The following is a 21084-nucleotide window of genomic DNA, read 5'->3' as shown; positions in this document are numbered from 1 at the left end:
GGAGAGAGGGGACGGGCCGGGAAATCCGCCTGCGGAGGACGGGGGGTGTTCGTCCGCAGGCTCCGTTGGCCCGAAGCAATGCAATCAATTCAATGGAAATGTCAGCGCACGCCGACGCGGTTGACCGGGCCGCCGCGATTCATCGGCGTTCCCGCGCGCACGCCGACACCGGGCGCGCCGACGCCGGGCGTTGCGACCGCCGCCGCGGCGACCGGCGCTCCGGGCGCCACCACCACCGCCGCCGTCGGCCGCACCACGCAGCCCTTGGGCACGCCGACCGTCTTGCAATAGACCACCGCCTGCGCCGGGCTCGTGCCCAGCGACACCATCGCCGCACCCGCGAGCGCCACGACCGTCAGCCCCGCGCTCAGCGCTCCAGCTCTCTTCGACATTCTTGCTCTCCTGCTTCCCGTTCGGCGTCCCGATGCAATCACCAGTTTCGCAGCCGAGGTGCAGCCTGAATGACAAAAGACGGCGCGCGAATACATGCCATGAAGATGGGGGTACTGCGGCCGGAAGGGCGTGCCGGTGCCATGAACATGGCATGGACCGGCGCCCGGCCTTTGCGGGATGGTCCGGCCCGATTGATCCCGGTCGGGACCAACGAGAATTCCAAAGAGGTGCTTTATGAAGATTTCGGTTCTTGCCGCGCTGCTGCTCGCTGCCACCGCCCTGCCCGCTGCCGCACAATCCGGTCCGTCGGTCCAGGAGCAGATGGCCTGCCGCGGCGACGCCGGCAAATTCTGCGCCGAACATGTCGGCAAGCCGCCGCAGATGAACGCCTGCCTGCGCGAGAACAAGTCGAAGCTCTCGGAGTCCTGCCGCAAGGTCGTTGAATCGCGCGGCGGCTAGTCGGTCGTCGTTCCCCTTCGGAAGAAGACAGAGAGGCCGAAGCGGAGCTTCGGCCTCTTGGAGATGCCCGAGCACCGCTAACGCGCCCCCTCAGATGAGGCTAAGGCACGTCCTTGCCCGTCGAGATTGCCGCCACACACTCGGTCCTCATCCTGACGGCCCGCCAAAGGCGGGCGTCTCGGTGCCGCACCGAGGCTAGAGTGACCGGCGCCAGGCAGGCGTGACGCGGCGGCGCTAGGTTGGCTTGCGGCGCAGATGGACAATGACGTCGAGCCGCGCGATCTCGTGGCCGGGAAGCGCCTCGGGGATCTTGGTGAAGGCGAGGCCGTCGGCAACGTCGACCAGCACATCCTCGCCTTCGAGATAGAAGTGCGGATGCACCGACGTGTCGGTGTCGAAGAACGACTTGATGCCGTCGGCCGCGATCCGGCGCAGCAGGCCGGCCTCGGTGAACTGGTTCAGCGTGTTGTAGACGGTCGCGAGCGACAGATACGCGTTCGCCGCCATCGCCTCTTCATAGAGGCTCTCGGCGGTGACGTGACGGTGGCCGCCCAGGAACAGCAACTGGCCGAGCGCGAGACGCTGGCGCGTCGGGCGCAGGCCGGCATTGCCGAGCAATTGCAGGCAGTGCTGCACGCCCTCATCCGGCGGCGGCTCGAGGCTGGCGGCATCAGGTCCGTTATCGTCAAACGCCGGGATATGGCTGACCTGGATGTCCATCGATCGTCTCACGGCTCAAGGAAACAGGACAGGCAGTGCCGCCTTCCGCCAGTTGCTATTGGATCGCAAAAGCGGCGGCCCGACTTTGAGCCAGATCAAATGCGCAAGCTGACCTATCGCAAGGCGGCCCGGTCCATTCCCGGCCAGGATTGGCCGGTATCGATGAGGCTCACATGTCCAGACCGGTTCCCGACAAGGCAGAGGTCGCGCTCGAATATCCCGACAAGTTCTATGTCGGCACTTTCGAGCATTCGTCGCGCTTCGAGGCGCGGCTCGACGGCAGCGGCGTTGCGCTGACGCTGCAGCATCCGGGCGCTGCCGACGAGCGCAAATCGGTGCATCTGCACATCAATTTCGGCCTGCTCGCCGGCATCCTGCGTGAACTCGCCGGCAGCGTCGCCGGCATGCCCAGGGACGATATCGCGCACCGCGAGCAGCTCGCAGAGGCGCTCGACGAATTGCGACGGGCGCTCAACGCATCATGACGGCCTGATGCTTTTGGTCGCAGGCGCAAGCTTGTGCACCGCCTCCGCAAAACTCTCGACACACCGAAGCCTCCTGATTGCTCCGTGCGCGAAGGCCGACGGGGAAAACAGGACGCGCTGTACATTTTTTGTGCTGATGCTGTCGAGACTTTCATCTTGCGGCGCCGAACGAGACTATGTGAGCCTCGATATCGGATGGGGACTGGGATGGGCTTGCCGTCGCTTTGCGCGCGAGGACGTTGCGAAGCGTTTTCGGCCGGCCTCGCTTGAGAAAGTTACGATATGCCAAAACGAGTATTGCTTGGTCTCCTCCTGGCTTGCGGCCTTGCGGCCCCGGCTCTGGCGCAAGAGCCGAAGACAGGCGGTGTGATCAATGCCGTGATCCAGCCTGAGCCGCCCGGCCTGATGCTGGCACAGGTGCAGAACGGTCCGACCCAGATGGTGTCGGGCAACATCTTCGAGGGGTTGCTGCGCTACAGCTCCAAGCTCGAGCCCCAGCCGGAGCTGGCCGAGAGCTGGAGCGTCAGCGAGGACGCCAAGACCTACACCTTCAAGCTCAGGAAGGGCGTGACCTGGCACGACGGCAAGCCCTTCACCGCAGCGGACGTCCTGTTCTCGATCGAGATGCTGAAGCAGACGCATGCGCGCGCCCGCACCAATCTTGCGCAGGTCGACAAGGTCGAGGCACCCGACGCTCACACAGTGGTGTTCACGCTGAAGCAGCCGTTCGGCCCGTTCCTCGGCATCTTCGAGGTCGGCTCGATGCCGATGGTGCCCAAGCATCTCTATGAAGGCACCGACTGGAAGACCAACGCCTACAACAACGCGCCCATCGGCACCGGCCCCTTCATGTTCAGGGAATGGCAGAAGGGCTCGTTCATCCGCCTGGTCAAGAACCCGAATTATTACGAGAAGGGCAAGCCCTATCTCGACGAGATCTACTGGCAGATCATTCCCGACGCCGCGGCGCGCTCGGTGGCATATGAGACCGGCAAGGTCGACGTGCTGCCCGGCGGCTCGGTCGAGAATTTCGACGTGCCGCGGCTGTCCAAGCTGAAGGACACCTGCGTCACCGGCGCCGGCTGGGAATTCTTCTCGCCGCTGGCCTGGCTGTGGCTCAACAACCGTCAGGGGCCGCTCGCCGACAAGCGGGTGCGGCAGGCGATCATGTATGCGATCGACCGCGATTTCGCCAAGGACGTGATCTGGAACGGGCTCGGCAAGGTCGCGACCGGCCCGTCCGCCTCGACCATCAAATATTACACCGATGACGTGAAGAAATATCCGTACGATCCGGCCAAGGCCAAGGCGCTGCTGAAGGAGGCCGGCTACAAGGGCGAGAAGATCCGCCTGCTGCCGCTCGCCTATGGCGAGACCTGGCAACGCTGGGGTGAAGCCGTGAAGCAGAACCTCCAGGACGTCGGCATGACCATCGAGACCATCGCCACCGACGTTGCCGGCGGCAACCAGAAGATCGGCGACTGGGACTACGACATCGCCTTCACCTATCTCTATCAGTACGGCGATCCCGCGCTCGGGGTCGGCCGCAACTATATCTCCAGCAACATCGCCAAGGGCCAGGTCTTCAACAACGTCGAGGGCTATTCCAACCCGGAGATCGACAAGCTGTTCGCCGACGGCGCGGTCGCGACCCCCGACTCCAAGCGCAAGGAGATCTACGAGAAGGCGCAGAAGATCCTGGTCGAGGACGTGCCGGTGGCCTGGATGCTCGAGCTGCAGTTTCCGACCATCACGCGCTGCAAGGTCAAGAACCTGATCACCACGGGGATCGGGGTCAATGACGGCTTCAAGGACGCATGGCTCGACAAGTGAGCGCTGCTCTTTTCACCTCTCCCCGCTTGCGGGGAGAGGTCGAATGTGCGCGAAGCGCATATTCGGGTGAGGGGGTACCGGTCCATCGGCATTCCCACGTGTGGAGAGAAACCCCTCACCCCACCCCTCTCCCCGCAAGAGCGGGGCGAGGGGGCTCACCGTCAACGTGGCTTCAGATCACGCTCCAAGATATGACCGTTTGAAATGCTCTCCTTCATCTCTCAGCGCGTCGTGAAGGGCGTGATCGTCCTGCTCGCGATCGTCGTCCTCAATTTCTTCCTGATCCGGCTCGCGCCCGGCGACCCCGCAATCGTGATGGCGGGCGAGGCCGGCGCCAGCGACCAGGTCTTCGTCAAGCAGCTCCGGGAAAAGTTCGGCCTCGACAAGCCGCTGCCCGAACAGCTCTTCATCTACGTCAAGGGCGTGGTCAGCCTCGACCTCGGCTTCTCCTTCCGCCAGCAGGCGCCGGTCGCAAAGCTGATCGGCGAGCGGCTGCCGGCGACGCTGCTGCTGACACTGACCGCGTTTGCGATTTCGCTGATGCTCGGCATTGTCTTCGGCACCTTCGCCGCGCGCTTCGCCGGAACCTTCCTCGACACCGCCATCACCGTCTTTGCGCTGATCTTCTACGCCATGCCGATCTTCTGGGTGGCGCTGATGGGTATCCTGCTGTTCTCGGTCACCATGGATTGGCTGCCGAGCTTCGGCTACGAGACGGTCGGCGCCAACCTCACCGGCTTTTCCCACGCGGTCGACGTCGCAAAGCACCTGATCATGCCGGCGATGACGCTCGGCCTGTTCTTCATGGCGACCTACACCCGCATGACGCGCGCCTCGATGCTGGAGGTGAAGCGGCTCGATTTCGTCAAGACCGCGCGCGCGAAAGGCCTTGGCGACGCCGTAATCCAGCGCCGCCACGTGCTGCGCAATGCGCTGCTGCCGGTGGTGACGCTCGCCGGCGTGCATTCCGGCACGCTGATCGGCGGCGCCGTCATCACCGAGACCGTGTTCGCCTGGCCCGGCATCGGGCGGCTGATGTACGACGCCCTGCTCCAGCGCGACTACAATCTGCTGCTCGGCGTGTTCGTGATCTGCTCCGCCATGGTGCTGATCTTCAACCTCATCACCGACCTCGTCTATCGCCTGGTCGATCCGCGCATCGAATTCGCCTCATGAGACAGTTCTGGAAATCGATGTTCAAGAGCCCGAGCGGCGTCATCGGGCTCGTCATCCTCCTGCTCGCGATCGCCGTCGCATTGTTCGGACCGATGCTGTTTCCGAACTCGCCATGGCGCATGGTGCAGCGGCCGTTCCTGCCGCCCTTCACGCTCGGCGCCGTGCCGCTCGGCACCGACGCGCTCGGCCGCGACGTCTTTGCCGGCATGATTTTCGGCGCACGTGTCTCGCTATTGGTCGGTCTCGTCTCGACACTGGTCGCGCTGGTCGTCGGCATTCCCATCGGCGCGATGGCCGGCTATTTCGGCGGCAGGGTCGACGACGCCCTGATGCGCTTCACCGAGTTCTTCCAGACCATTCCGAGCTTCGCGCTCGCGATCGTGCTGGTCGCGATCCTGCAGCCTTCGATCTATTCTATCGTAGCCTCGATCGCGGTGGTGAGCTGGCCGCCGGTCGCCCGCCTCGTGCGCGGCGAGGTGCTGTCGCTGCGCACGCGCGAATATGTCCAGGCGGCAATCGTCACCGGACAGAGCAACACCTGGATCATCCTGCGCGAGATCCTGCCCAACGCGCTGTCGCCGGTGATCGTGCTGGCCTCGCTGATGGTGGCGACCGCGATTCTCCTGGAATCCTCGCTGTCCTTCCTCGGCCTCGGCGATCCCAATCTGATCTCCTGGGGCTACATGGTCGGCGCCGGCCGCACCGTGATCCGCCAGGCGTGGTGGATCACGGTGTTTCCCGGCATCGCCATCCTGATCTCCGTGCTCGGGCTGAACCTGATCGGCGAAGGCCTCAACGACGCGCTCAATCCGCGCCTGTCGCGGGAGGGACGCTGATGCTGACCGCCCCGCCTGCCGTCTCCATCAGGAACCTCAGGATCGCGCTGCCGAAGGGCGCCGAGCGGCCCTTCGCGGTCGACGGCGTCTCGCTGGACTTGCGCCCCGGCAAGATCGTCTGCGTCGTCGGCGAGTCCGGCTCCGGCAAGTCGATGTGCGCACATGCGCTGATGGGCCTGTTGCCTGATACGGTGTCTGTCGCCGCCGGCGAGATCCAGTTCGAAGGCCGCGACCTGCTCAAGCTCGATGAGGACGGCTGGCGCGACCTGCGCGGCCGCCGGCTGGCGATGATCTTTCAGGAACCCATGACCGCGCTCAATCCGCTGATGCGGATCGGCGACCAGATGGCGGAGATGTTCGAGGCACACGGCCTGCTGACGCCGAAGCAGCGGCGCGCCAAGGCGCTGGCGCTGGCGCGCGAGGTCGGCCTGCCCGACCCTGAGCGCATCGTCCGCGCCTATCCGCACCAGCTCTCCGGCGGCCAGCGGCAGCGCGCCATGATCGCGATGGCGCTCGCGCTCGAGCCCGCGGTGCTGGTCGCGGACGAGCCGACGACCGCGCTCGACGTCACCACGCAGGCGCAGATTCTCAAGCTGATCCGCAACCTCCAGCGCGACCGCAACATGGCGGTGATGTTCATCACGCACGATTTCGGCGTGGTCGCCGACATCGCCGACCAGGTCGTGGTGCTCCGCCATGGCAAGGTGGTGGAGGAAGGCCCGGCCTCTGCCGTCTTCAACGAGCCGCAGCACGACTACACCAAGGCGCTGCTCGCCGCCGTCCCCTCGATAAATCCGCCGGCACGCAAGCCCCTCGACGGTCAGGCCAGGGCGGTCGAGGTGATCGGTCTGGACAAGACCTACGTGACATCAGGCGGCTGGTTTCGCGAGGACCGCCGGGTCGATGCCGCGCGCGCGGTCAATTTCGACATCCTCAAGGGCGAGACGCTCGGCCTCGTCGGCGAATCCGGCTCCGGAAAATCATCGGTGGCGCGCCTCGTGGTGCGGCTGATCGAGGCTGACCGCGGCACGGTGCGGATCGGCGAGACCGATCTCACCTCACTCTCCGGCAAGGCGCTGCGCGCCGAGCGCCATCGCATCCAGATGATCTTCCAGGATCCGTTCGCCTCGCTCAATCCGCGCCGCAAGATCGGCCACATCATCGCCGCCGGCCCGATCGCGGCCGGCCTCGATCCGAAGGCGGCGTTCGATCGCGCCCGCGACCTGCTCAAGATGGTCGGCCTCGATGCCGGCGCACTCGAACGCTATCCGCACGAATTCTCCGGCGGCCAGCGCCAGCGTATCGGCATTGCGCGCGCGCTGGCGCTCGAGCCGGAGATCATCGTCGCGGATGAAGCCGTCTCCGCACTCGACGTCTCCGTGCAGGCGCAAGTCTTGAGGCTGCTCGAAGACCTCAAGGCACGCCTCGGCCTCTCCATGCTGTTCATCACCCACGACTTGCGCGTCGCCGCCCAGATCTGCGACCGCATCGCGGTGATGCAGCGCGGCGCCATCGTCGAGCTGAAGCCGACGGCACAGCTGTTCGCCGCGCCGGAGCATGCCTATACGCGCGAGCTGCTGGCGGCGGTGCCGGGACGGAAAGAGCGCGCGCCGGCGGCGTGAACACTGCCCGCATCAGACCGCAAATCTCGGGCTGGTTCCAAAGAACTTGCATGCCCCGAAGGTGAAACATATTCGGACCAACGGCATTTGCTTTCCGGACTGATCCTTGCTGATGAAGGCAGGGAGCAAGGCTGGCACCAGCATTCGCTCGCACGGTGCTAAGGGGCCTTTGCAACGAATATGAGGTGGTGAGCGGCTTCTCAACCCGGCGCATCAGGTCGCCGGATGTTTTGAGATGCACGGGTACGCTCACGCGTTTTTTATTCCGTCGTGATCGGCCGGGCGTTTCAAAGGCGAAGCCGGCACCATAGATCGCGATGGAATGATTTACGTCATCTGATAACGGATGCCAATTGATACGGAGCCAACATGGGCGAAGTTATTCGATTTGTCTCGAAGTCCGAGCGCGAGCGGATGCGTCTCATCCAGGAGGCGCGCGCCATCTACGACAGTATCTTTCCTTCGGCTGATCCGGCCGGCGCAGGTCAGGATAAGGCGCCGCTTGGCCGGGCGTTCGTCGGCGACGGGAGCACCCGATCGTGATCAAGATCATCGCGGTACTTTGCAGTCTCGCTTCTCCGACCAATTGTCACGAGCAGATCGTCACCACCTCGGATTTTGCCGAGGTCTCGCTGCAGTCCTGCCTGATGGGCGCGCCGCAGCTCGCCGACTGGATGAACCAGCATCCGACCGAGCGACTGGCAGCATGGCGCTGCGTGATCGGTCAACAGGTCCGCCGCGGAATTTAGCTGTTCGCGCCTTGCCGGCATCCGCTGATCGGCATCGCTCTATCGGGTGGTGTTGTTCCAGGTCGGAACGGAATTGGTCACGCCGACCGACGGCCAATTGTACGATCCGATCGACGGCGCCGTGACCGTGCCGACCGACGGTCCGGACGAGCCGTAGGACGCCCTCGGCTGCGCCGCCGGCGACGCGGCGCCGCCATAGTTCGGAGCCACCACGCCAGCGCCGTATTGTCTGCTCGAGCGCTGCTTCTTCGCCTCAGCCGCGAACGGCGCGAGCAGAAGTCCGGCCCCGATGAAGGCGGCAATGGCGAATTTGATGCCAGTGAATTTGAATCCCATCATGGCTGATCCCTTCGAAGCTGGCGCCCTTGTCGCTATGTGTCCATTCAGCGGACGATATCCAGGGCCGCCCCGTTCATAACTCCGTGCGCGGGGGGAAGGTGCCCGGTCCGCCTTCGGATGGACCCGAATCAGCGTTAGTGCATTGGCCTCATCGACTTCGCGGATTGAGGCGACATGACCGGCCCTGAACTGAAGCAACTCCGCGCCGACCTCTCCGACGCCCTCGAGCGGAAGCTCACCGCGGTCGACATGGCGAAGCTCTGCGGATTACCGGAGAAAGGCGGCGCCGACACCATCCGGCGTTGGGAGGTGAGCGGCCCGACGCCCTCGGCGACCAAGGTGCTGCGCGTGCTCGCCATGGCGAGCGAGCGCTATCCGATCCTGGAGAAGTTCGACATCTTCGACCGCCATGACGTGCGCGAGGAGGACCGACCTGCGAAGCGCGCGGCGTTCCGCCAGCAGATGCGGGACGAGGCGCGCCGGCGGCTAGGTTAACGAAGTGCGCATGGACGTTACCGAGACGCTGCGGCGTTAAACCTTCCTTCAGCATTTCTTAAGTCGGTATTAAGCACGAAAATCAATTGCAGCCCAATAAGTTAGGTTGGGTCTCGCTGTGCCACGCATGTGACAGCATTTTCATCAAAAGCGAGCTATCTGCAAAACCAACGCCGGCGCGGAAAGCGCGCCTGCCGGGACATTGAGTGCTGGAGTTCAAGACGATGAAGAAGATTCTGTTTGCGACCGTGGCGCTGCTCGCGATGGGCGCGGCCGCACCGGCCGTCGGCGCCGATCTCGGCAACCGCAACTATTACAAGTCGCCCGCGCCGGCCTATGCCGCGCCGATCTACAACTGGACCGGTTTCTATATCGGCGGCCATGTCGGCGGCGCCTTCTCCAGCGACAACAATTTCAGCGGCCTCTCCACCGGCAACAACGGCAACGGCCGTTTCCTCGGCGGCGTGCAGGTCGGTGCGGACTGGCAGTTCCACCCCAATGTCGTGGTCGGCGTCGAGGGCCAATATTCCTGGCTCTCCGGCAGCGTCGGCGCCGTGTTTCCGGGCGGCATCGCCTACACCAACGACCAGCGCGGTCTCGGCTCGATCACCGGCCGCGTCGGCTACACCTGGGGCCCCGGCCTCGTCTACGTGAAGGGCGGCTATGCCTATTCGGACAACAACGAGAAGGTGACCGTCGGCGGCGTGCCGACCGGCTTCGTCATCACGGGCGATCACCGCAACGGCTACACCGTCGGCGCCGGCCTCGAATACATGTTCGCCCCGAACTGGTCGGCCAAGGCCGAGTACCAATATTACAATTTCGGCGACGCGCACTTCACCGCGGGTCCGCTTGTCGGCACCGGCAACTTCACCACCGACGACCACACCATCAAGGCGGGCGTCAATTACCGCTTCAACTGGGCAAGCCCAGCGGTCGCGCGCTACTGATCGGTTACCGCAACTTTACCATGAGGAAGGGCCGGCGCTGTCGCCGGCCCTTCTTTTTTCGCCCTGCGGAACAGACGCAACCGTTTGCGGATATTGCGATTTTTTTAACCGGCGGTGCCGATACTGCCGGCCACAAAGAGAAGCAAGAACGTTGGGGGAATTTTCGATGGCGATCCGTCTGGGCGTTGGCCGTTTGCTTGGTCGATTCAAGATGCCGACATGGGGCGTGCGCGGCAGCCTGTTTGCGGCGTTCGCGGTGATCGCGGGCATGGGCCTCGTGATCGCAGCCGGCGCCGGCCTGGCGCTGCAGAATCTCGGCGGACGCATGACCGAGCTGAGCGGACGGGACATTCCGCGCCTGACCGCCAGCCTGCAATTGTCGGCGCTGAGCGCGAGCCTTGCGGCACAGGGACCGGCGCTGCTCGCGGCGCAAAGCGAGGAAGCCCTCAACGAGCGCACCAAGAAGCTCAAGGAATTGCAGGAGCAGACGCAGCAAAAGCTGACCGAGATCATCCAGCTCGGCGGCGACAAGACCGTCGTCTCCGGACTGAGCGAGACGATGAAGAGCATCAACGAGGCGGCCCAGAGCCTGGCCAAGGCGGCCCGCGAACGGCTGGATATCGCTGCCCTTCACGACAAGCAATATGACGCGCTGCGCAGCGCGCAGGGCGCCTTCGTCGGCGCGGCCAGCCCGGCGATGCTCGACGCGCAGACCCGGGTCAACGCCATTCTCGGCTCGGCCGACCTGTCCGCCGCGGATGCCTCCGACGCCGCGCAGACCGTCGGGCAGCTCGGCAACGTCGTCGCCAGCGGCAATCTCGCGGCCGCCGACATGAGCGCGGCGCTGTCGGCCAACAGCAGCGACAAGCTCGACGACATCCAGAAGGAATTCAAGACGGCACAGGGCCGCCTGCGATCCAACCTCGATCTGCTGCCGGACAACCAGGGCAACAAGATGCTGCGCGAGACGGCGGAGAAGCTGCTGGCGCTCGGCACCGGCAAGACCGGCGTGTTCAATCTGCGTGAGAAGGAGCTAGACTCCATCGACTACGGCCAGACCATCCTGGACGAGACCCGCAAGCTCAATGTCGGCCTCGGCATCAGCGTGCAGCAGCTCGTCGACGGCGTGCAGAAGGAGACCAACGCCTCGACCTCCCAGGCGCAGCAGGAGACCTCGCTCGCGACGACCGTGATGCTGGCGCTCGGGGCCTTGATGCTGGTCGGCTCGGCGCTGTTCGTCTGGCTCTATGTCGGCCGCAACATCCTGCGCCGGATCACCGGCCTGCAGCGCGCCATGCAGCTGCTCTCGGCCGGCGATCTCGACACCGAGATCGCGCGCGCCAAGCACAAGGACGAGATCGGCGCGATGAACGACACGCTGACCGTGTTCCGCGACAGCATGATCGAAGCCCGGGCGCTCGCCAGCGAGCAGGACAAGGACCGCATCGCCAAGGCCGAGCGCGCCGCGCGCATGGAAGCGAAGATCGCCGAGTTCGAGAACACGGTACGCTCCGCGCTCGACAACCTGGCGCAGTCGGCCAATTCGATGCAGTCGACCGCGCAGAGCATGTCGACCACCGCCGACCAGTCCAACGCGCTGGTCAACGCGGTCGCCTCCGCCGCCGAGGAGACCTCGGTCAACGTGCAGACCGTCTCGTCGGGCACCGAGCAGCTGTCGTCCTCGATCGAGGAAATCAGCAAGCAGGTCGTGACCTCGGCCGCGATCGCCAAGAAGGCGGTCGACGAAGCCGGCGCGACCGACGCCACGGTGCAGAGCCTCGCCGACAGCGCGAGCCGCATCAGCGTCGTGGTCGATTTGATCCAGACCATCGCCTCGCAGACCAATCTGCTCGCGCTCAACGCCACCATCGAGGCGGCGCGTGCGGGCGAGGCGGGCCGCGGCTTCGCCGTGGTCGCCTCCGAGGTGAAGAGCCTGGCGAGCCAGACCGCCAAGGCGACGGAGGAAATCCGCACCCAGATCGCCAGCATGCAGGACATCACGACCTCGGCGGTCGGCGCCATCCAGGGCATCGGCCGGATCATCGGCGAGATCAACGACGTGACCACGACGATCGCGGCCGCGGTCGAGGAGCAGGGCGCCGCCACCCGCGAGATCGCGCGCAACATCCAGCATGCGGCCGGCGGCACCAGCGAAGTCTCCAGCAACATCGTCGGCGTCTCCACCGCCTCCGCCGAAGCCGGCGCCGCGGCGAGCGAAGTGCTGGGCGCCTCCGACGCGCTGCGGCGCGAGGCCGACCTGCTGCGCGGAGAGATCGACGCGTTCCTCAACAACATGCGGGCGGCGTAGAACGCCGCGGCATCGGCACTGCGCTTCCTCTCCCGCCTGCGGGCAGGGCAATCGCATATGGAGCCGATCTCGCCTGTGGCCATCCTTCGAGACGCCCGCCGTTGGCGGGCCCTCAGGATGAGGATGCGGGTGCTTGGCACGAGTTTCAACGGGCACCAATGCTGCTTAGCCTCATCCTGAGGAGCTTGCGTAGCAAGCGTCTCGAAGGACGAGGCGCGCGCTCAGGTCCCGCAAAGCGCCATATGCGATTGCCCTGCGCCTGCGGGAGAGGGTCGGGGTGAGCCCGCGTCTCGCAGTCCCACATCACGGAAAAAGCCCCCGGTATGACCGCCATGCGCAGACCCCGCCCCGTCCTTTTTCGGCTGGCGCACCGCGCGCGCTGGGTTTAAGCGGGTAGCATGAACGCGAAAACCGACACCGCACCGTCCTCGGCCGAGGCGCTGCGCTATCCCTGGGACCAGCATCCCGGCCACGACGAGATCGTCGAAGTCAGGCCCGGGGTGTTGTGGGCGCGGCTGAAGCTGCCGTTCCGCCTCAACCACGTGAACATCTACCTGCTCGCCGACGGCGACGGCTATGCGATGGTGGATACCGGCTTCGGCAACGAGGAGACGATCGAGGCCTGGACCAAGCTGTTCGACGGGCCGCTGAAAGGCGTCAACATCACGCGCCTGATCGTCACCCACTCTCATCCCGACCATGTCGGACTTGCGGGCTGGGTGGTCGAGCGGTTCAACTGCCCGCTGGTGATGTCGCAGGTCGAGTATCTGCAATCGGTCTATCACCAGAACCGCGGCACCGCGGAGCGGCAGGAGGCGCAGCGGCTGTTCTTCCGCCGCCACGGCATGGACGAGTCGCTCACCGAAAAGCTGCTGGGCCGCGGCCAGGATTATCTCAAGCGCGTCTCGGTGCTGCCGCCCTCCTACCGCCGCATCTCCCATGGCGACGACGTCGTCATCGGCACGCGCCGCTTCAAGGTGATCACCGGCGGCGGCCACGCGCTCGACCAGGTGATGCTGTATTGCGCCGACGACAAGCTGTTCCTCTCCGCCGACCAGGTGCTGAGCAAGATCTCGCCCAATGTCAGCGTCTGGGCGGTCGAGCCCGATCAGAATTCACTCGGCGAATACCTGGCCTCGCTCGCCAGCCTCACCACGACGCTGCCCTATGACGTGCTGGTGCTGCCCGGCCACGGCGTGCCGTTCTACGGACTGAAGACGCGCATCAAGCAGCTCGCCGACCACCATGAAGAGCGCTGCCGCCTGATCGCGGAAGCCTGCCGCGAGCTGCCGCAGACCTCGCGCGCCCTGGTGCCTGTGGTGTTCAACAAGCATGTGCTCGACGAGCACCAGATGGGCTTTGCCGCCGGCGAGCTGGTCGCCCATGTCAACTACATGATCGTCGAGGGCCGGCTGACGGCCGAGACGAAGGACGGCGTGCTGCAATTCAGGACGACGTAGACGTTGTCGTCATGGCCGGGCTTGTCCCGGCCATCCACGTTCTTCCACGCGAGAGAACGAGGTCGTGGATGCCCGGGACAAGCCCGGGCATGACGAGTTTGTGGAACCATCTCACTTCATGTTCGCGATGGCGTGCAGCGCCGCGATATAGCCGAACGGACCCAGGCCGCAGATCACCCCGGTCGCCACGAACGAGATCTTGGAGTGGCGGTGATATTCGTCGCGGGCGTGGATGTTGGAGATGTGGACTTCCAGCACCGGGCCCTCGAACGTCTTGATCGCGTCCATGATCGCGACCGAGGTGAAGGAGAAGCCGGCCGGATTGATGACGATGGCGTCGGCATCCTGCCGCGCCGACTGGATCAGGTCGACGAGCACGCCCTCGTGGTTGGACTGGTGGAAGGCGAGCTTGAGGCCGAGCTTGGCCGCCACGTCCGCGCAGCTCGCGTTGACCTCCGCGAGCGTCGTCGTGCCATAGATATGCGGCTCGCGGATGCCGAGCATATTGAGGTTGGGACCGTTGAGGATCATGACACGTTTCATCGGGCGTCCTTTCGCATGAGCTTGGCGGGCACCGATCCGCGTCCCGACGAAAACAAGACGACGAGATCGGCGCGACCGGCTCGGCCATCATGGACGCAGGGCGGCCCATGGACAAAATGTCCAAGCCGGCCGCAGCGGTCTCCGGCTTTGGCAGGGGCCGCGGTCAACGGCGGCGGGCACGCGTTAGGCGTTTGATCCACATCAACTATCGCCTGCGAGGCGACGCTATCAATATACCCGCGCAGCTCGCACCAAATGTGTGCTGGCGCATAGACATTGGAGCTGGAAAAGCTCTAAAAATGAGCGGCCGCCGTGGCCGGGTTCCGTTGCAGGTCTTGCCGATGGATTACAACCAGTTCTTCGATTCCGCCCTCGATCGTCTCCACGCCGAGCGGCGCTACCGCGTATTCGCGGACCTCGAGCGCACGGCCGGCCGGTTCCCGCACGCGGTCTGGCACTCGCCCAAGGGCAAGCGCGACGTCGTGATCTGGTGCTCCAACGACTATCTCGGCATGGGCCAGCACCCGAAGGTGGTCGGCGCCATGGTCGAGACCGCGACGCGCGTCGGCACCGGGGCCGGCGGCACCCGCAACATCGCCGGCACGCATCATCCGCTGGTCCAGCTCGAGGCCGAGCTTGCCGATCTCCACGGCAAGGAAGCCGCGCTGCTGTTCACTTCGGGCTATGTCTCGAACCAGACCGGCATTCCGACCATCGCAAAGCTCATTCCGAACTGTCTCATTCTGTCGGACGAGCTCAACCACAATTCGATGATCGAGGGCATTCGCCAGTCGGGCTGCGAGCGGGTCGTGTTCCGCCACAACGACGTTGCGCATCTCGAGGAGCTGCTGAAGGCGGCCGACCCGAACCGCCCGAAGCTGATCGTCTGCGAAAGCCTCTATTCCATGGACGGCGACGTCGCCCCGCTCGCCAAGATCTGCGATCTCGCCGAGAAATACGGTGCGATGACCTATGTCGACGAGGTCCACGCCGTCGGCATGTACGGCTCGCGCGGCGGCGGCATCGCCGAGCGTGACGGCGTCATGCACCGCATCGACGTTCTCGAGGGCACCCTCGCCAAGGCGTTCGGCTGCCTCGGCGGCTACATCGCCGCCAACGGCCAGATCATCGATGCCGTGCGCTCCTATGCGCCGGGCTTCATCTTCACCACCGCGCTGCCGCCGGCGATCTGCTCAGCCGCGACCGCCGCGATCAAGCATCTGAAGGCCTCGAACTGGGAGCGCGAGCGCCACCAGGATCGCGCCGCTCGCGTCAAGGCGATCCTCAACGCCGCCGGGCTGCCTGTGATGTCGAGCGACACCCACATCGTGCCGCTGTTCGTCGGCGATCCCGAGAAGTGCAAGCAGGCGTCCGATCTCCTGCTCGAGGAGCACGGCATCTACATCCAGCCGATCAATTATCCGACGGTCGCCAAGGGCAGCGAGCGGCTGCGCATCACGCCCTCGCCCTATCACGACGACGGCCTGATCGATCAGCTCGCCGAAGCCCTGCTGCAGGTGTGGGACCGCCTCGGCCTGCCGCTGCGCGCCAAGTCGCTGGCGGCGGAGTAGGCTGTTCGCCTCTCCTTGGAGCTAACTTCTATCGAGCCCGTGGCTACCCCTCTCCCCGACCCTCCCCCGCAAGGGGGGAGGGAGCGAGACAGGTGTGCCCGCCTTACTTTGATCTGCCACCCCACTCTGTCTCGTCTCCGTCGCGACAATCGACGCTCTCTCCGTTCCCTCCCCCCTTGTGGGGGAGGGTCAGGGAGGGGGGTGCCACACGGCGACTTCCTCGGCAGGTCCGCCAACACCGCCCACTTAACGACAACCCCAGTTCCCGCCCCAGCCCGGCATTTCGCTGTCGCCTCGCCCCGTCCAACGCGCTAGGTTCGCAGGGAAAATGAGCTCGGGCGCCACCGGCGCCCAGGAGAAGCGTGCTCGCCATGCTGCACGACTGGGGCGTGATCGCCGCGGCCTTCGGCTATATCGGCTTTCTGTTTCTGGTGGCGAGCCATGGCGACCGCCGCTCGCCGGCCGGGCGCGGTCGCACCCCCGGGCTGATCTATCCGCTGTCGCTGGCGATCTATTGCACCTCCTGGACCTTCTTCGGCTCGGTCGGCTTCGCCACCCGCACCTCGACCGACTTCCTCGCCATCTATGTCGGCCCGATCCTGATGATCGGGCTCGGCGCCGGCGTCCTGCGCCGCGTGATCCAGCTGGCGAAAGCCCACAACATCACCTCGATCGCCGACTTCATCGGGGCCCGCTACGGCAAGAGCCAGGCGGTGGCGGCCACCGTCGCCGGAATCGCGATCATCGGCTCGGTGCCCTACATCGCGCTTCAGCTCAAGGCGGTCGCCTCCTCGCTGGAGACGATCCTGAGCGAGGACCAGGCCTTCTCCCACATTCCGATCGTCGGCGACGTCGCGCTGATGGTGACGCTGGCAATGGCGGCCTTCGCCGTGCTGTTCGGCACCCGGCAGACCGACGCCACCGAGCACCAGCACGGCCTGATGCTGGCGGTCGCGACCGAATCCATCATCAAGCTGGTCGCCTTCCTCGCCGCCGGCATCTTCGTCACCTTCTGGATGTTCTCGCCGCAGGAGCTGATGGAGCGCGCCATGAAGACGCCGGAGGCGGTGCGCGCCATCAACTACTCGCCGTCGATCGGCAACTTCCTCACCATGACGCTGCTGTCGCTCTGCGCGATCATGCTGCTGCCGCGCCAGTTTCACGTCAGTGTGGTCGAGAACTCCTCCGACGCCGAGGTCGGCCGCGCGCGCTGGCTGTTCCCGCTCTACCTCGTCGCCATCAATCTGTTCGTGATCCCGATCGCGCTCGCCGGCCTCGTCACCTTCCCATTCGGCGCGGCCGAACCCGATATGTACGTGCTGGCGTTGCCGATGGAGGGAGGTGCGGATCTGCTCAGCGTCGTCGTGTTCGTCGGCGGCCTGTCCGCGGCGACCGCGATGGTGATCGTGGAATGCGTCGCGCTCTCCATCATGGTCTCGAACGACCTCGTGGTGCCCCTGGTGCTGCAGCGGCGGCCTGAGGGGCGGACCGGCGGCGCCGATTTCAGCAACTTCCTGCTGCGCTCGCGGCGGCTCGCGATCTTCGCCATCATGGTGATGGCCTATTTCTACTACCGCGCGCTCGGCAATACCCAGCTCGCGGCGATCGGCCTGCTCTCTTTTGCCGCCATCGCCCAGCTTGCCCCGAGCTTCTTCGGCGGACTGCTGTGGCGGCGCGCCACCGCGCGCGGCGCGATCGGGGGCATGCTGGTCGGCTTCGCGGTGTGGCTCTACACGCTGTTCATGCCGAGCTTCATGGATTCCTCGACATCGGGCATCCTGTTGCTCCAGCACGGCCCGTTCGGCATCGAGGCACTGCGGCCGCGGGCGCTGTTCGGCTCCGACCTGCCGCCGCTGATGCACGGCGTCATCTGGTCGCTATCGCTCAACATCCTGACCTATGTGCTGCTGTCGCTGGCGCGAAGGCCCTCGTCCATCGAGCTGTTGCAGGCCGATCTGTTCGTGCCCGATACGCTTGCGCCGATCTCCCCGAGTTTCCGCCGCTGGCGCACCACCGTCACCGTGCAGGACATCCAGACCACGGTGGCGCAATATCTCGGACCCGACCGTGCGCGGCATTCCTTCGAGGCGTTCTCCGCGCGGCGCAATTTGCGATTGGAGTCCGGAGCGCCAGCCGATTTCGAGCTGTTGCAGCACGCCGAGCACCTGATCGCCTCCTCGATTGGCGCCGCCTCCTCCCGCCTCGTGATGTCGCTGCTGCTGCGCAAGCGGACGGTTTCGGCCAAGGCCGCGCTGAAGCTGCTCGACGATTCCCACGCGGCGCTGCATTTCAACCGCGAGATCCTGCAGACCGCGCTCAACCACGTCCGCCAGGGCATCGCGGTGTTCGATGCCGACCTGCAGCTGATCTGCTCCAACCGGCAGTTCGGCGATCTCCTCAATGTGCCCCCGCACATCGTCCAGTTCGGCACGCCCCTGCGCGAGATCCTGGAATTCATGGACGTCGGCGGTCCGGACCGTCAGGCCGACAGCGAGGCGATGATCGAGCAGCGGCTCGCGGCCTACACCACCGACAGCGAGCCGTATCTCGAACGCCTGCCGGAACGCCATATGGTGATTGAGGTGCTCACCAACCGCATGCCGGGCGGCGGCTTCGTCATCACCTTCACCGACGTCACGCCCAGCTTCGAGGCGGCCGAAGCGCTGGAGCGCGCCAACGCGACGCTGGAAAAGCGCGTGCGCGACCGTACCGAGGAGCTGACGCGGCTGAATTCCGAGCTCGCCCTGGCCAAGAGCGCGGCGGAAGACGCCAGCATCTCCAAGACCCGCTTCCTCGCCGCCGCCAGCCACGACATTCTCCAGCCGCTGAACGCGGCCCGGCTCTATGTCACGAGCCTGGTCGAGCGCCAGCACAGCGGCGAGGAGACCCGGCTGGTCGAGAACATCGACGAATCGCTGCAGGCGATCGAAGAGATCCTGGGCGCGCTGCTGGACATCTCGCGGCTGGACGCCGGCGCGATGACGACCTCGATCTCGAGCTTCAAGATGGCCGATCTGATGCGCTCGCTGGAGATCGAGTTCGCACCGATCGCGCGCGCCAAGGGCCTCGAGCTCGTCTTCGTGCCCTGCTCGCTGCCGGTCGAATCGGATCGGCTCCTGCTGCGGCGCCTGCTGCAGAACCTGATCTCGAACGCGATCAAATACACCCCGCGCGGCCGCGTGCTGGTCGGCTGTCGCCGCCAGGGCCCTTCGCTCAAGATCTGCGTCTACGACACCGGGGTCGGCATCCCGCCGATCAAGCGCGGCGAGATCTTCAAGGAATTTCATCGCCTGGAGCAGGGCGCGCGCATCGCGCGCGGCCTCGGCCTCGGGCTCTCGATCGTCGAACGGCTGGCGCGGGTGCTCAAGCACGGCATCGCCATCGACGGGACCGCAAGCGGCGGCTCGGTGTTCTCCGTGACGGTGCCGACGGCGAAGGCGATCACCCACACCGCGGCCGTAACCAGCGCGACGCCGCTGGCGCACACGCCGATCTCGGGCGCACTGATCGTCTGCATCGAGAACGACCCGGCGATCCTCGACGGCATGCGGACGCTGCTGAAGGCGTGGGACGCCGAGGTGATCGCGGTCGCCGATCCCGAAGGCGCGATCGCCGCGATCGAAACCGCCGGCCGCCGCGTCACCGGCCTCTTGGTCGACTATCATCTCGATCGCGGCAACGGGATCGCCGCGATCCGCGAGATCCGCCGCCGTTTCGGCGACGGCATCCCCGCGATCCTGATCACGGCCGACCGCAGCCCCGCCGTGCAGATCGCCGCCCGCGACGAGAAGGTCGCGGTGCTCAACAAGCCGGTCAAGCCGGCCTCGCTCCGCGCCCTGCTCGGCCAGTGGCGCACGCAGCAGATGGTGGCGGCGGAGTGAAGCGCGCAATTGCGAGCGCCCCCACGTGAGCACTCCGTGTCCCGGACAAGCCGGAACGCGCCAGCGTTGCGGCGCCGAGCCGGGACCCAGAGCGGCACGGCACTGCGCGGCGAGATGGGCCCGGCTCTGCAGCGCACCGCACCGGCCGATGCTTCGCATCGCCGGGGGGACGCTGCGCTGCGTCCGGGGCACGAGAGTGAGATGTAATTGCTCTCTCCGCACCATTTGACGCGTCAGTGACGCAACAGCGTCGTCATCCAATTCGTATTTCCTCTCGCAGACACGCCTGCACGTTCTCGCGGCGCGATTCGCCCGAGTTTTGTGCTTCTCGTCACGCCCTCCTTGGAGAAAAGGGCGCAAGGAAGGCCGGGTGCCGGCCGGCACCCGCGGTCCGCTGCGCGAAATGCACACGCAGGAAGAACCGCACAGCAGCATACAGGTGTAGCCGAACACACGGCCTTCCCTGCGCGATGGTCGGACGGCTTATGCCGTGCTCTCCCGGGAGCCGAACTTTCCTTCTGGCCTCCCTCGCCTCACGGAAGTCGCCGGCATTGCGCCGGTTGGCGCCATGTCGCCTCCGCAAGGCTTGACCGTAGCAACGACGGCCAGGACCACACGGTTTTGCCGTACGCTTGCGCGCCGTTCGTACAACGCGGCTTGCGAAAAGCTCACGGGGATCGGCTCAATCCATCACCCCGCCCTGCATCTCGCATCCGCGACGGCGCCAATGCGTCCACCGCAGCCCGATCCGCGGCTCGTGACGACGTACGACCGCCCCTCTTCGCAGGATCAAGGTGGGCAACATCTACGCTAAATCCGAATTTCTGTAAAGGAGAATCTTTGCCCGTCGGTCGATTGACCCAGCCGTTGCCGTTTTGAGCGACGACGACCCAATCCCTTGGGCCTCGGGCATGTCCCCGCAAGATCATGCTTCGAAGAACGCGCATATGATGTCCGCTCATCTCCAGCGGCAGCGCGAAAGACAGAGAGTGTCGGACGTCCGGGTTGGCGAACCGCGCAGTGCCTCGGTGGACGTCCCTTAGTTCCTGGGTTGCCCGAGATCGGATACCGGCGGCGGCAGCTCGATCTCCGGAATTTCGATCTTGATCTTGTCCAGATCCACCTTCCTGGGAGCGTCCAGCAATCCGGTGACCGTAATCGGGAATGCAATGACGACCGCAACCATGATCGCCTGCAGGCCGATCCAGGGCATCGCGCCCCAATAGATGTCCGAGCTCTTGACCTCCTTCGGCGCCACGCCCCG

Annotated in this window: 18 protein-coding genes and 1 pseudogene; 14 read left to right on the top strand and 5 right to left on the bottom strand. The window is 65.5% G+C overall.

The features are described from left to right. Positions 1-101: 101 nt before the first annotated feature. Complete coding sequence (locus D6B98_RS23725) at positions 102-392, bottom strand: hypothetical protein (protein ID WP_126259327.1); 291 nt, start codon at positions 390-392, stop codon at positions 102-104. Between the two features lie 235 nt (positions 393-627). Between D6B98_RS23725 and D6B98_RS23720 the strand changes: the two genes are divergently transcribed. Further along, positions 628-852, top strand: a complete 225-nt coding sequence (locus D6B98_RS23720) for a hypothetical protein (protein ID WP_126259326.1) — start codon at positions 628-630, stop codon at positions 850-852. 234 nt (positions 853-1086) lie between these two features. Here D6B98_RS23720 and irr read toward each other — a convergent pair whose 3' ends face one another. Then, entirely contained in the window at positions 1087-1572 is a 486-nt protein-coding gene (gene irr / locus D6B98_RS23715; protein ID WP_126259325.1) for a Fur family transcriptional regulator Irr, read from the bottom strand. A 173-nt stretch (positions 1573-1745) separates the two neighbouring features. Here irr and D6B98_RS23710 point away from each other — a divergent pair, with 173 nt between their 5' ends. The 7 genes from D6B98_RS23710 to D6B98_RS23685 all read left to right on the top strand — a co-directional run bounded on the left by D6B98_RS23710 (position 1746) and on the right by D6B98_RS23685 (position 8273). Further along, positions 1746-2057, top strand: a complete 312-nt coding sequence (locus D6B98_RS23710) for a hypothetical protein (protein ID WP_126259324.1) — start codon at positions 1746-1748, stop codon at positions 2055-2057. Positions 2058-2339: 282 nt separating this feature from the next. Next, positions 2340-3890 carry an ABC transporter substrate-binding protein gene (locus D6B98_RS23705; RefSeq protein ID WP_126259323.1) on the top strand — a complete coding sequence of 517 codons (1551 nt, stop codon included), beginning with the start codon at positions 2340-2342 and terminating at the stop codon, positions 3888-3890. A gap of 204 nt (positions 3891-4094) precedes the next feature. After that, positions 4095-5066 carry an ABC transporter permease gene (locus D6B98_RS23700; protein WP_126259322.1) on the top strand — a complete coding sequence of 324 codons (972 nt, stop codon included), beginning with the start codon at positions 4095-4097 and terminating at the stop codon, positions 5064-5066. Further along, positions 5063-5902, top strand: coding sequence for an ABC transporter permease (locus D6B98_RS23695; RefSeq protein WP_126259321.1), 840 nt, complete (start codon positions 5063-5065; stop codon positions 5900-5902). Before D6B98_RS23700 ends, D6B98_RS23695 begins: the two co-directional genes overlap by 4 nt. Positions 5903-5904: 2 nt before the next feature. Beyond that, positions 5905-7524, top strand: coding sequence for an ABC transporter ATP-binding protein (locus tag D6B98_RS23690; protein ID WP_164718842.1), 1620 nt, complete (start codon positions 5905-5907; stop codon positions 7522-7524). A 369-nt stretch (positions 7525-7893) separates the two neighbouring features. Further along, the gene (locus tag D6B98_RS40075) at positions 7894-8067 is read left to right on the top strand and encodes a hypothetical protein (RefSeq protein ID WP_164718815.1); all 174 of its coding nucleotides are present in this window, start codon (positions 7894-7896) and stop codon (positions 8065-8067) included. Continuing rightward, on the top strand, positions 8064-8273 hold the full coding sequence (locus tag D6B98_RS23685) for a hypothetical protein (protein ID WP_126259320.1): 210 nt from the start codon (positions 8064-8066) through the stop codon (positions 8271-8273). The genes D6B98_RS40075 and D6B98_RS23685 overlap by 4 nt, the downstream gene beginning before the upstream one ends. Before the next feature lie 39 nt (positions 8274-8312). On the opposite strand, the gene D6B98_RS23680 is transcribed toward D6B98_RS23685, so the two are convergent. Further along, the gene (locus D6B98_RS23680; protein WP_245481450.1) at positions 8313-8612 is read right to left on the bottom strand and encodes a hypothetical protein; all 300 of its coding nucleotides are present in this window, start codon (positions 8610-8612) and stop codon (positions 8313-8315) included. A 174-nt stretch (positions 8613-8786) separates the two neighbouring features. On the opposite strand from D6B98_RS23680, the gene D6B98_RS23675 reads away from it, so the two are divergent. From D6B98_RS23675 to D6B98_RS23660, 4 genes are all read left to right on the top strand, one after another. Next, positions 8787-9107 (top strand): hypothetical protein, encoded by a 321-nt coding sequence (locus tag D6B98_RS23675; protein WP_126259319.1) that lies wholly within the window; start codon positions 8787-8789, stop codon positions 9105-9107. A 224-nt stretch (positions 9108-9331) separates the two neighbouring features. Continuing rightward, positions 9332-10057: an outer membrane protein gene (locus D6B98_RS23670; RefSeq protein WP_126259318.1), complete on the top strand. Its 726-nt coding sequence runs from the start codon at positions 9332-9334 to the stop codon at positions 10055-10057. Positions 10058-10223: 166 nt separating this feature from the next. Beyond that, positions 10224-12365, top strand: coding sequence for a methyl-accepting chemotaxis protein (locus tag D6B98_RS23665; RefSeq protein ID WP_126259317.1), 2142 nt, complete (start codon positions 10224-10226; stop codon positions 12363-12365). A 398-nt stretch (positions 12366-12763) separates the two neighbouring features. Beyond that, positions 12764-13825, top strand: coding sequence for an MBL fold metallo-hydrolase (locus tag D6B98_RS23660; RefSeq protein WP_126259316.1), 1062 nt, complete (start codon positions 12764-12766; stop codon positions 13823-13825). A gap of 111 nt (positions 13826-13936) precedes the next feature. Here D6B98_RS23660 and aroQ read toward each other — a convergent pair whose 3' ends face one another. After that, entirely contained in the window at positions 13937-14368 is a 432-nt protein-coding gene (gene aroQ / locus D6B98_RS23655) for a type II 3-dehydroquinate dehydratase (RefSeq protein WP_126259315.1), read from the bottom strand. Between the two features lie 341 nt (positions 14369-14709). Here aroQ and hemA point away from each other — a divergent pair, with 341 nt between their 5' ends. Continuing rightward, positions 14710-15939: a 5-aminolevulinate synthase gene (gene hemA / locus D6B98_RS23650; protein ID WP_126259549.1), complete on the top strand. Its 1230-nt coding sequence runs from the start codon at positions 14710-14712 to the stop codon at positions 15937-15939. Positions 15940-16310: 371 nt separating this feature from the next. Beyond that, positions 16311-19820, top strand: coding sequence for a PAS domain-containing hybrid sensor histidine kinase/response regulator (locus tag D6B98_RS23645; protein WP_126259548.1), 3510 nt, complete (start codon positions 16311-16313; stop codon positions 19818-19820). A 1039-nt stretch (positions 19821-20859) separates the two neighbouring features. Here D6B98_RS23645 and D6B98_RS23635 read toward each other — a convergent pair. Then, a pseudogene (locus D6B98_RS23635) lies at positions 20860-21084 on the bottom strand (C4-dicarboxylate ABC transporter); the annotation flags it as partial.

The organism is Bradyrhizobium sp. LVM 105 (assembly GCF_003957705.1).
GTDB lineage: Bacteria > Pseudomonadota > Alphaproteobacteria > Rhizobiales > Xanthobacteraceae > Bradyrhizobium > Bradyrhizobium frederickii.
Note: the sequence above shows the minus strand (reverse complement) of the source record. Positions and strands in the feature narration are given on the sequence as shown.

What these genes read in the sequence shown, in the direction of transcription:
- D6B98_RS23725 (WP_126259327.1), bottom strand. Translation starts at nt 392, where the DNA reads ATGTCGAAGAGAGCTGGAGCGCTGAGCGCGGGGCTGACGGTCGTGGCG.
- D6B98_RS23720 (WP_126259326.1), top strand. Translation starts at nt 628, where the DNA reads ATGAAGATTTCGGTTCTTGCCGCGCTGCTGCTCGCTGCCACCGCCCTG.
- irr (WP_126259325.1), bottom strand. Translation starts at nt 1,572, where the DNA reads ATGGACATCCAGGTCAGCCATATCCCGGCGTTTGACGATAACGGACCT.
- D6B98_RS23710 (WP_126259324.1), top strand. Translation starts at nt 1,746, where the DNA reads ATGTCCAGACCGGTTCCCGACAAGGCAGAGGTCGCGCTCGAATATCCC.
- D6B98_RS23705 (WP_126259323.1), top strand. Translation starts at nt 2,340, where the DNA reads ATGCCAAAACGAGTATTGCTTGGTCTCCTCCTGGCTTGCGGCCTTGCG.
- D6B98_RS23700 (WP_126259322.1), top strand. Translation starts at nt 4,095, where the DNA reads ATGCTCTCCTTCATCTCTCAGCGCGTCGTGAAGGGCGTGATCGTCCTG.
- D6B98_RS23695 (WP_126259321.1), top strand. Translation starts at nt 5,063, where the DNA reads ATGAGACAGTTCTGGAAATCGATGTTCAAGAGCCCGAGCGGCGTCATC.
- D6B98_RS40075 (WP_164718815.1), top strand. Translation starts at nt 7,894, where the DNA reads ATGGGCGAAGTTATTCGATTTGTCTCGAAGTCCGAGCGCGAGCGGATG.
- D6B98_RS23680 (WP_245481450.1), bottom strand. Translation starts at nt 8,612, where the DNA reads ATGATGGGATTCAAATTCACTGGCATCAAATTCGCCATTGCCGCCTTC.
- D6B98_RS23675 (WP_126259319.1), top strand. Translation starts at nt 8,787, where the DNA reads ATGACCGGCCCTGAACTGAAGCAACTCCGCGCCGACCTCTCCGACGCC.
- D6B98_RS23670 (WP_126259318.1), top strand. Translation starts at nt 9,332, where the DNA reads ATGAAGAAGATTCTGTTTGCGACCGTGGCGCTGCTCGCGATGGGCGCG.
- D6B98_RS23665 (WP_126259317.1), top strand. Translation starts at nt 10,224, where the DNA reads ATGGCGATCCGTCTGGGCGTTGGCCGTTTGCTTGGTCGATTCAAGATG.
- D6B98_RS23660 (WP_126259316.1), top strand. Translation starts at nt 12,764, where the DNA reads ATGAACGCGAAAACCGACACCGCACCGTCCTCGGCCGAGGCGCTGCGC.
- aroQ (WP_126259315.1), bottom strand. Translation starts at nt 14,368, where the DNA reads ATGAAACGTGTCATGATCCTCAACGGTCCCAACCTCAATATGCTCGGC.
- hemA (WP_126259549.1), top strand. Translation starts at nt 14,710, where the DNA reads ATGGATTACAACCAGTTCTTCGATTCCGCCCTCGATCGTCTCCACGCC.
- D6B98_RS23645 (WP_126259548.1), top strand. Translation starts at nt 16,311, where the DNA reads ATGCTGCACGACTGGGGCGTGATCGCCGCGGCCTTCGGCTATATCGGC.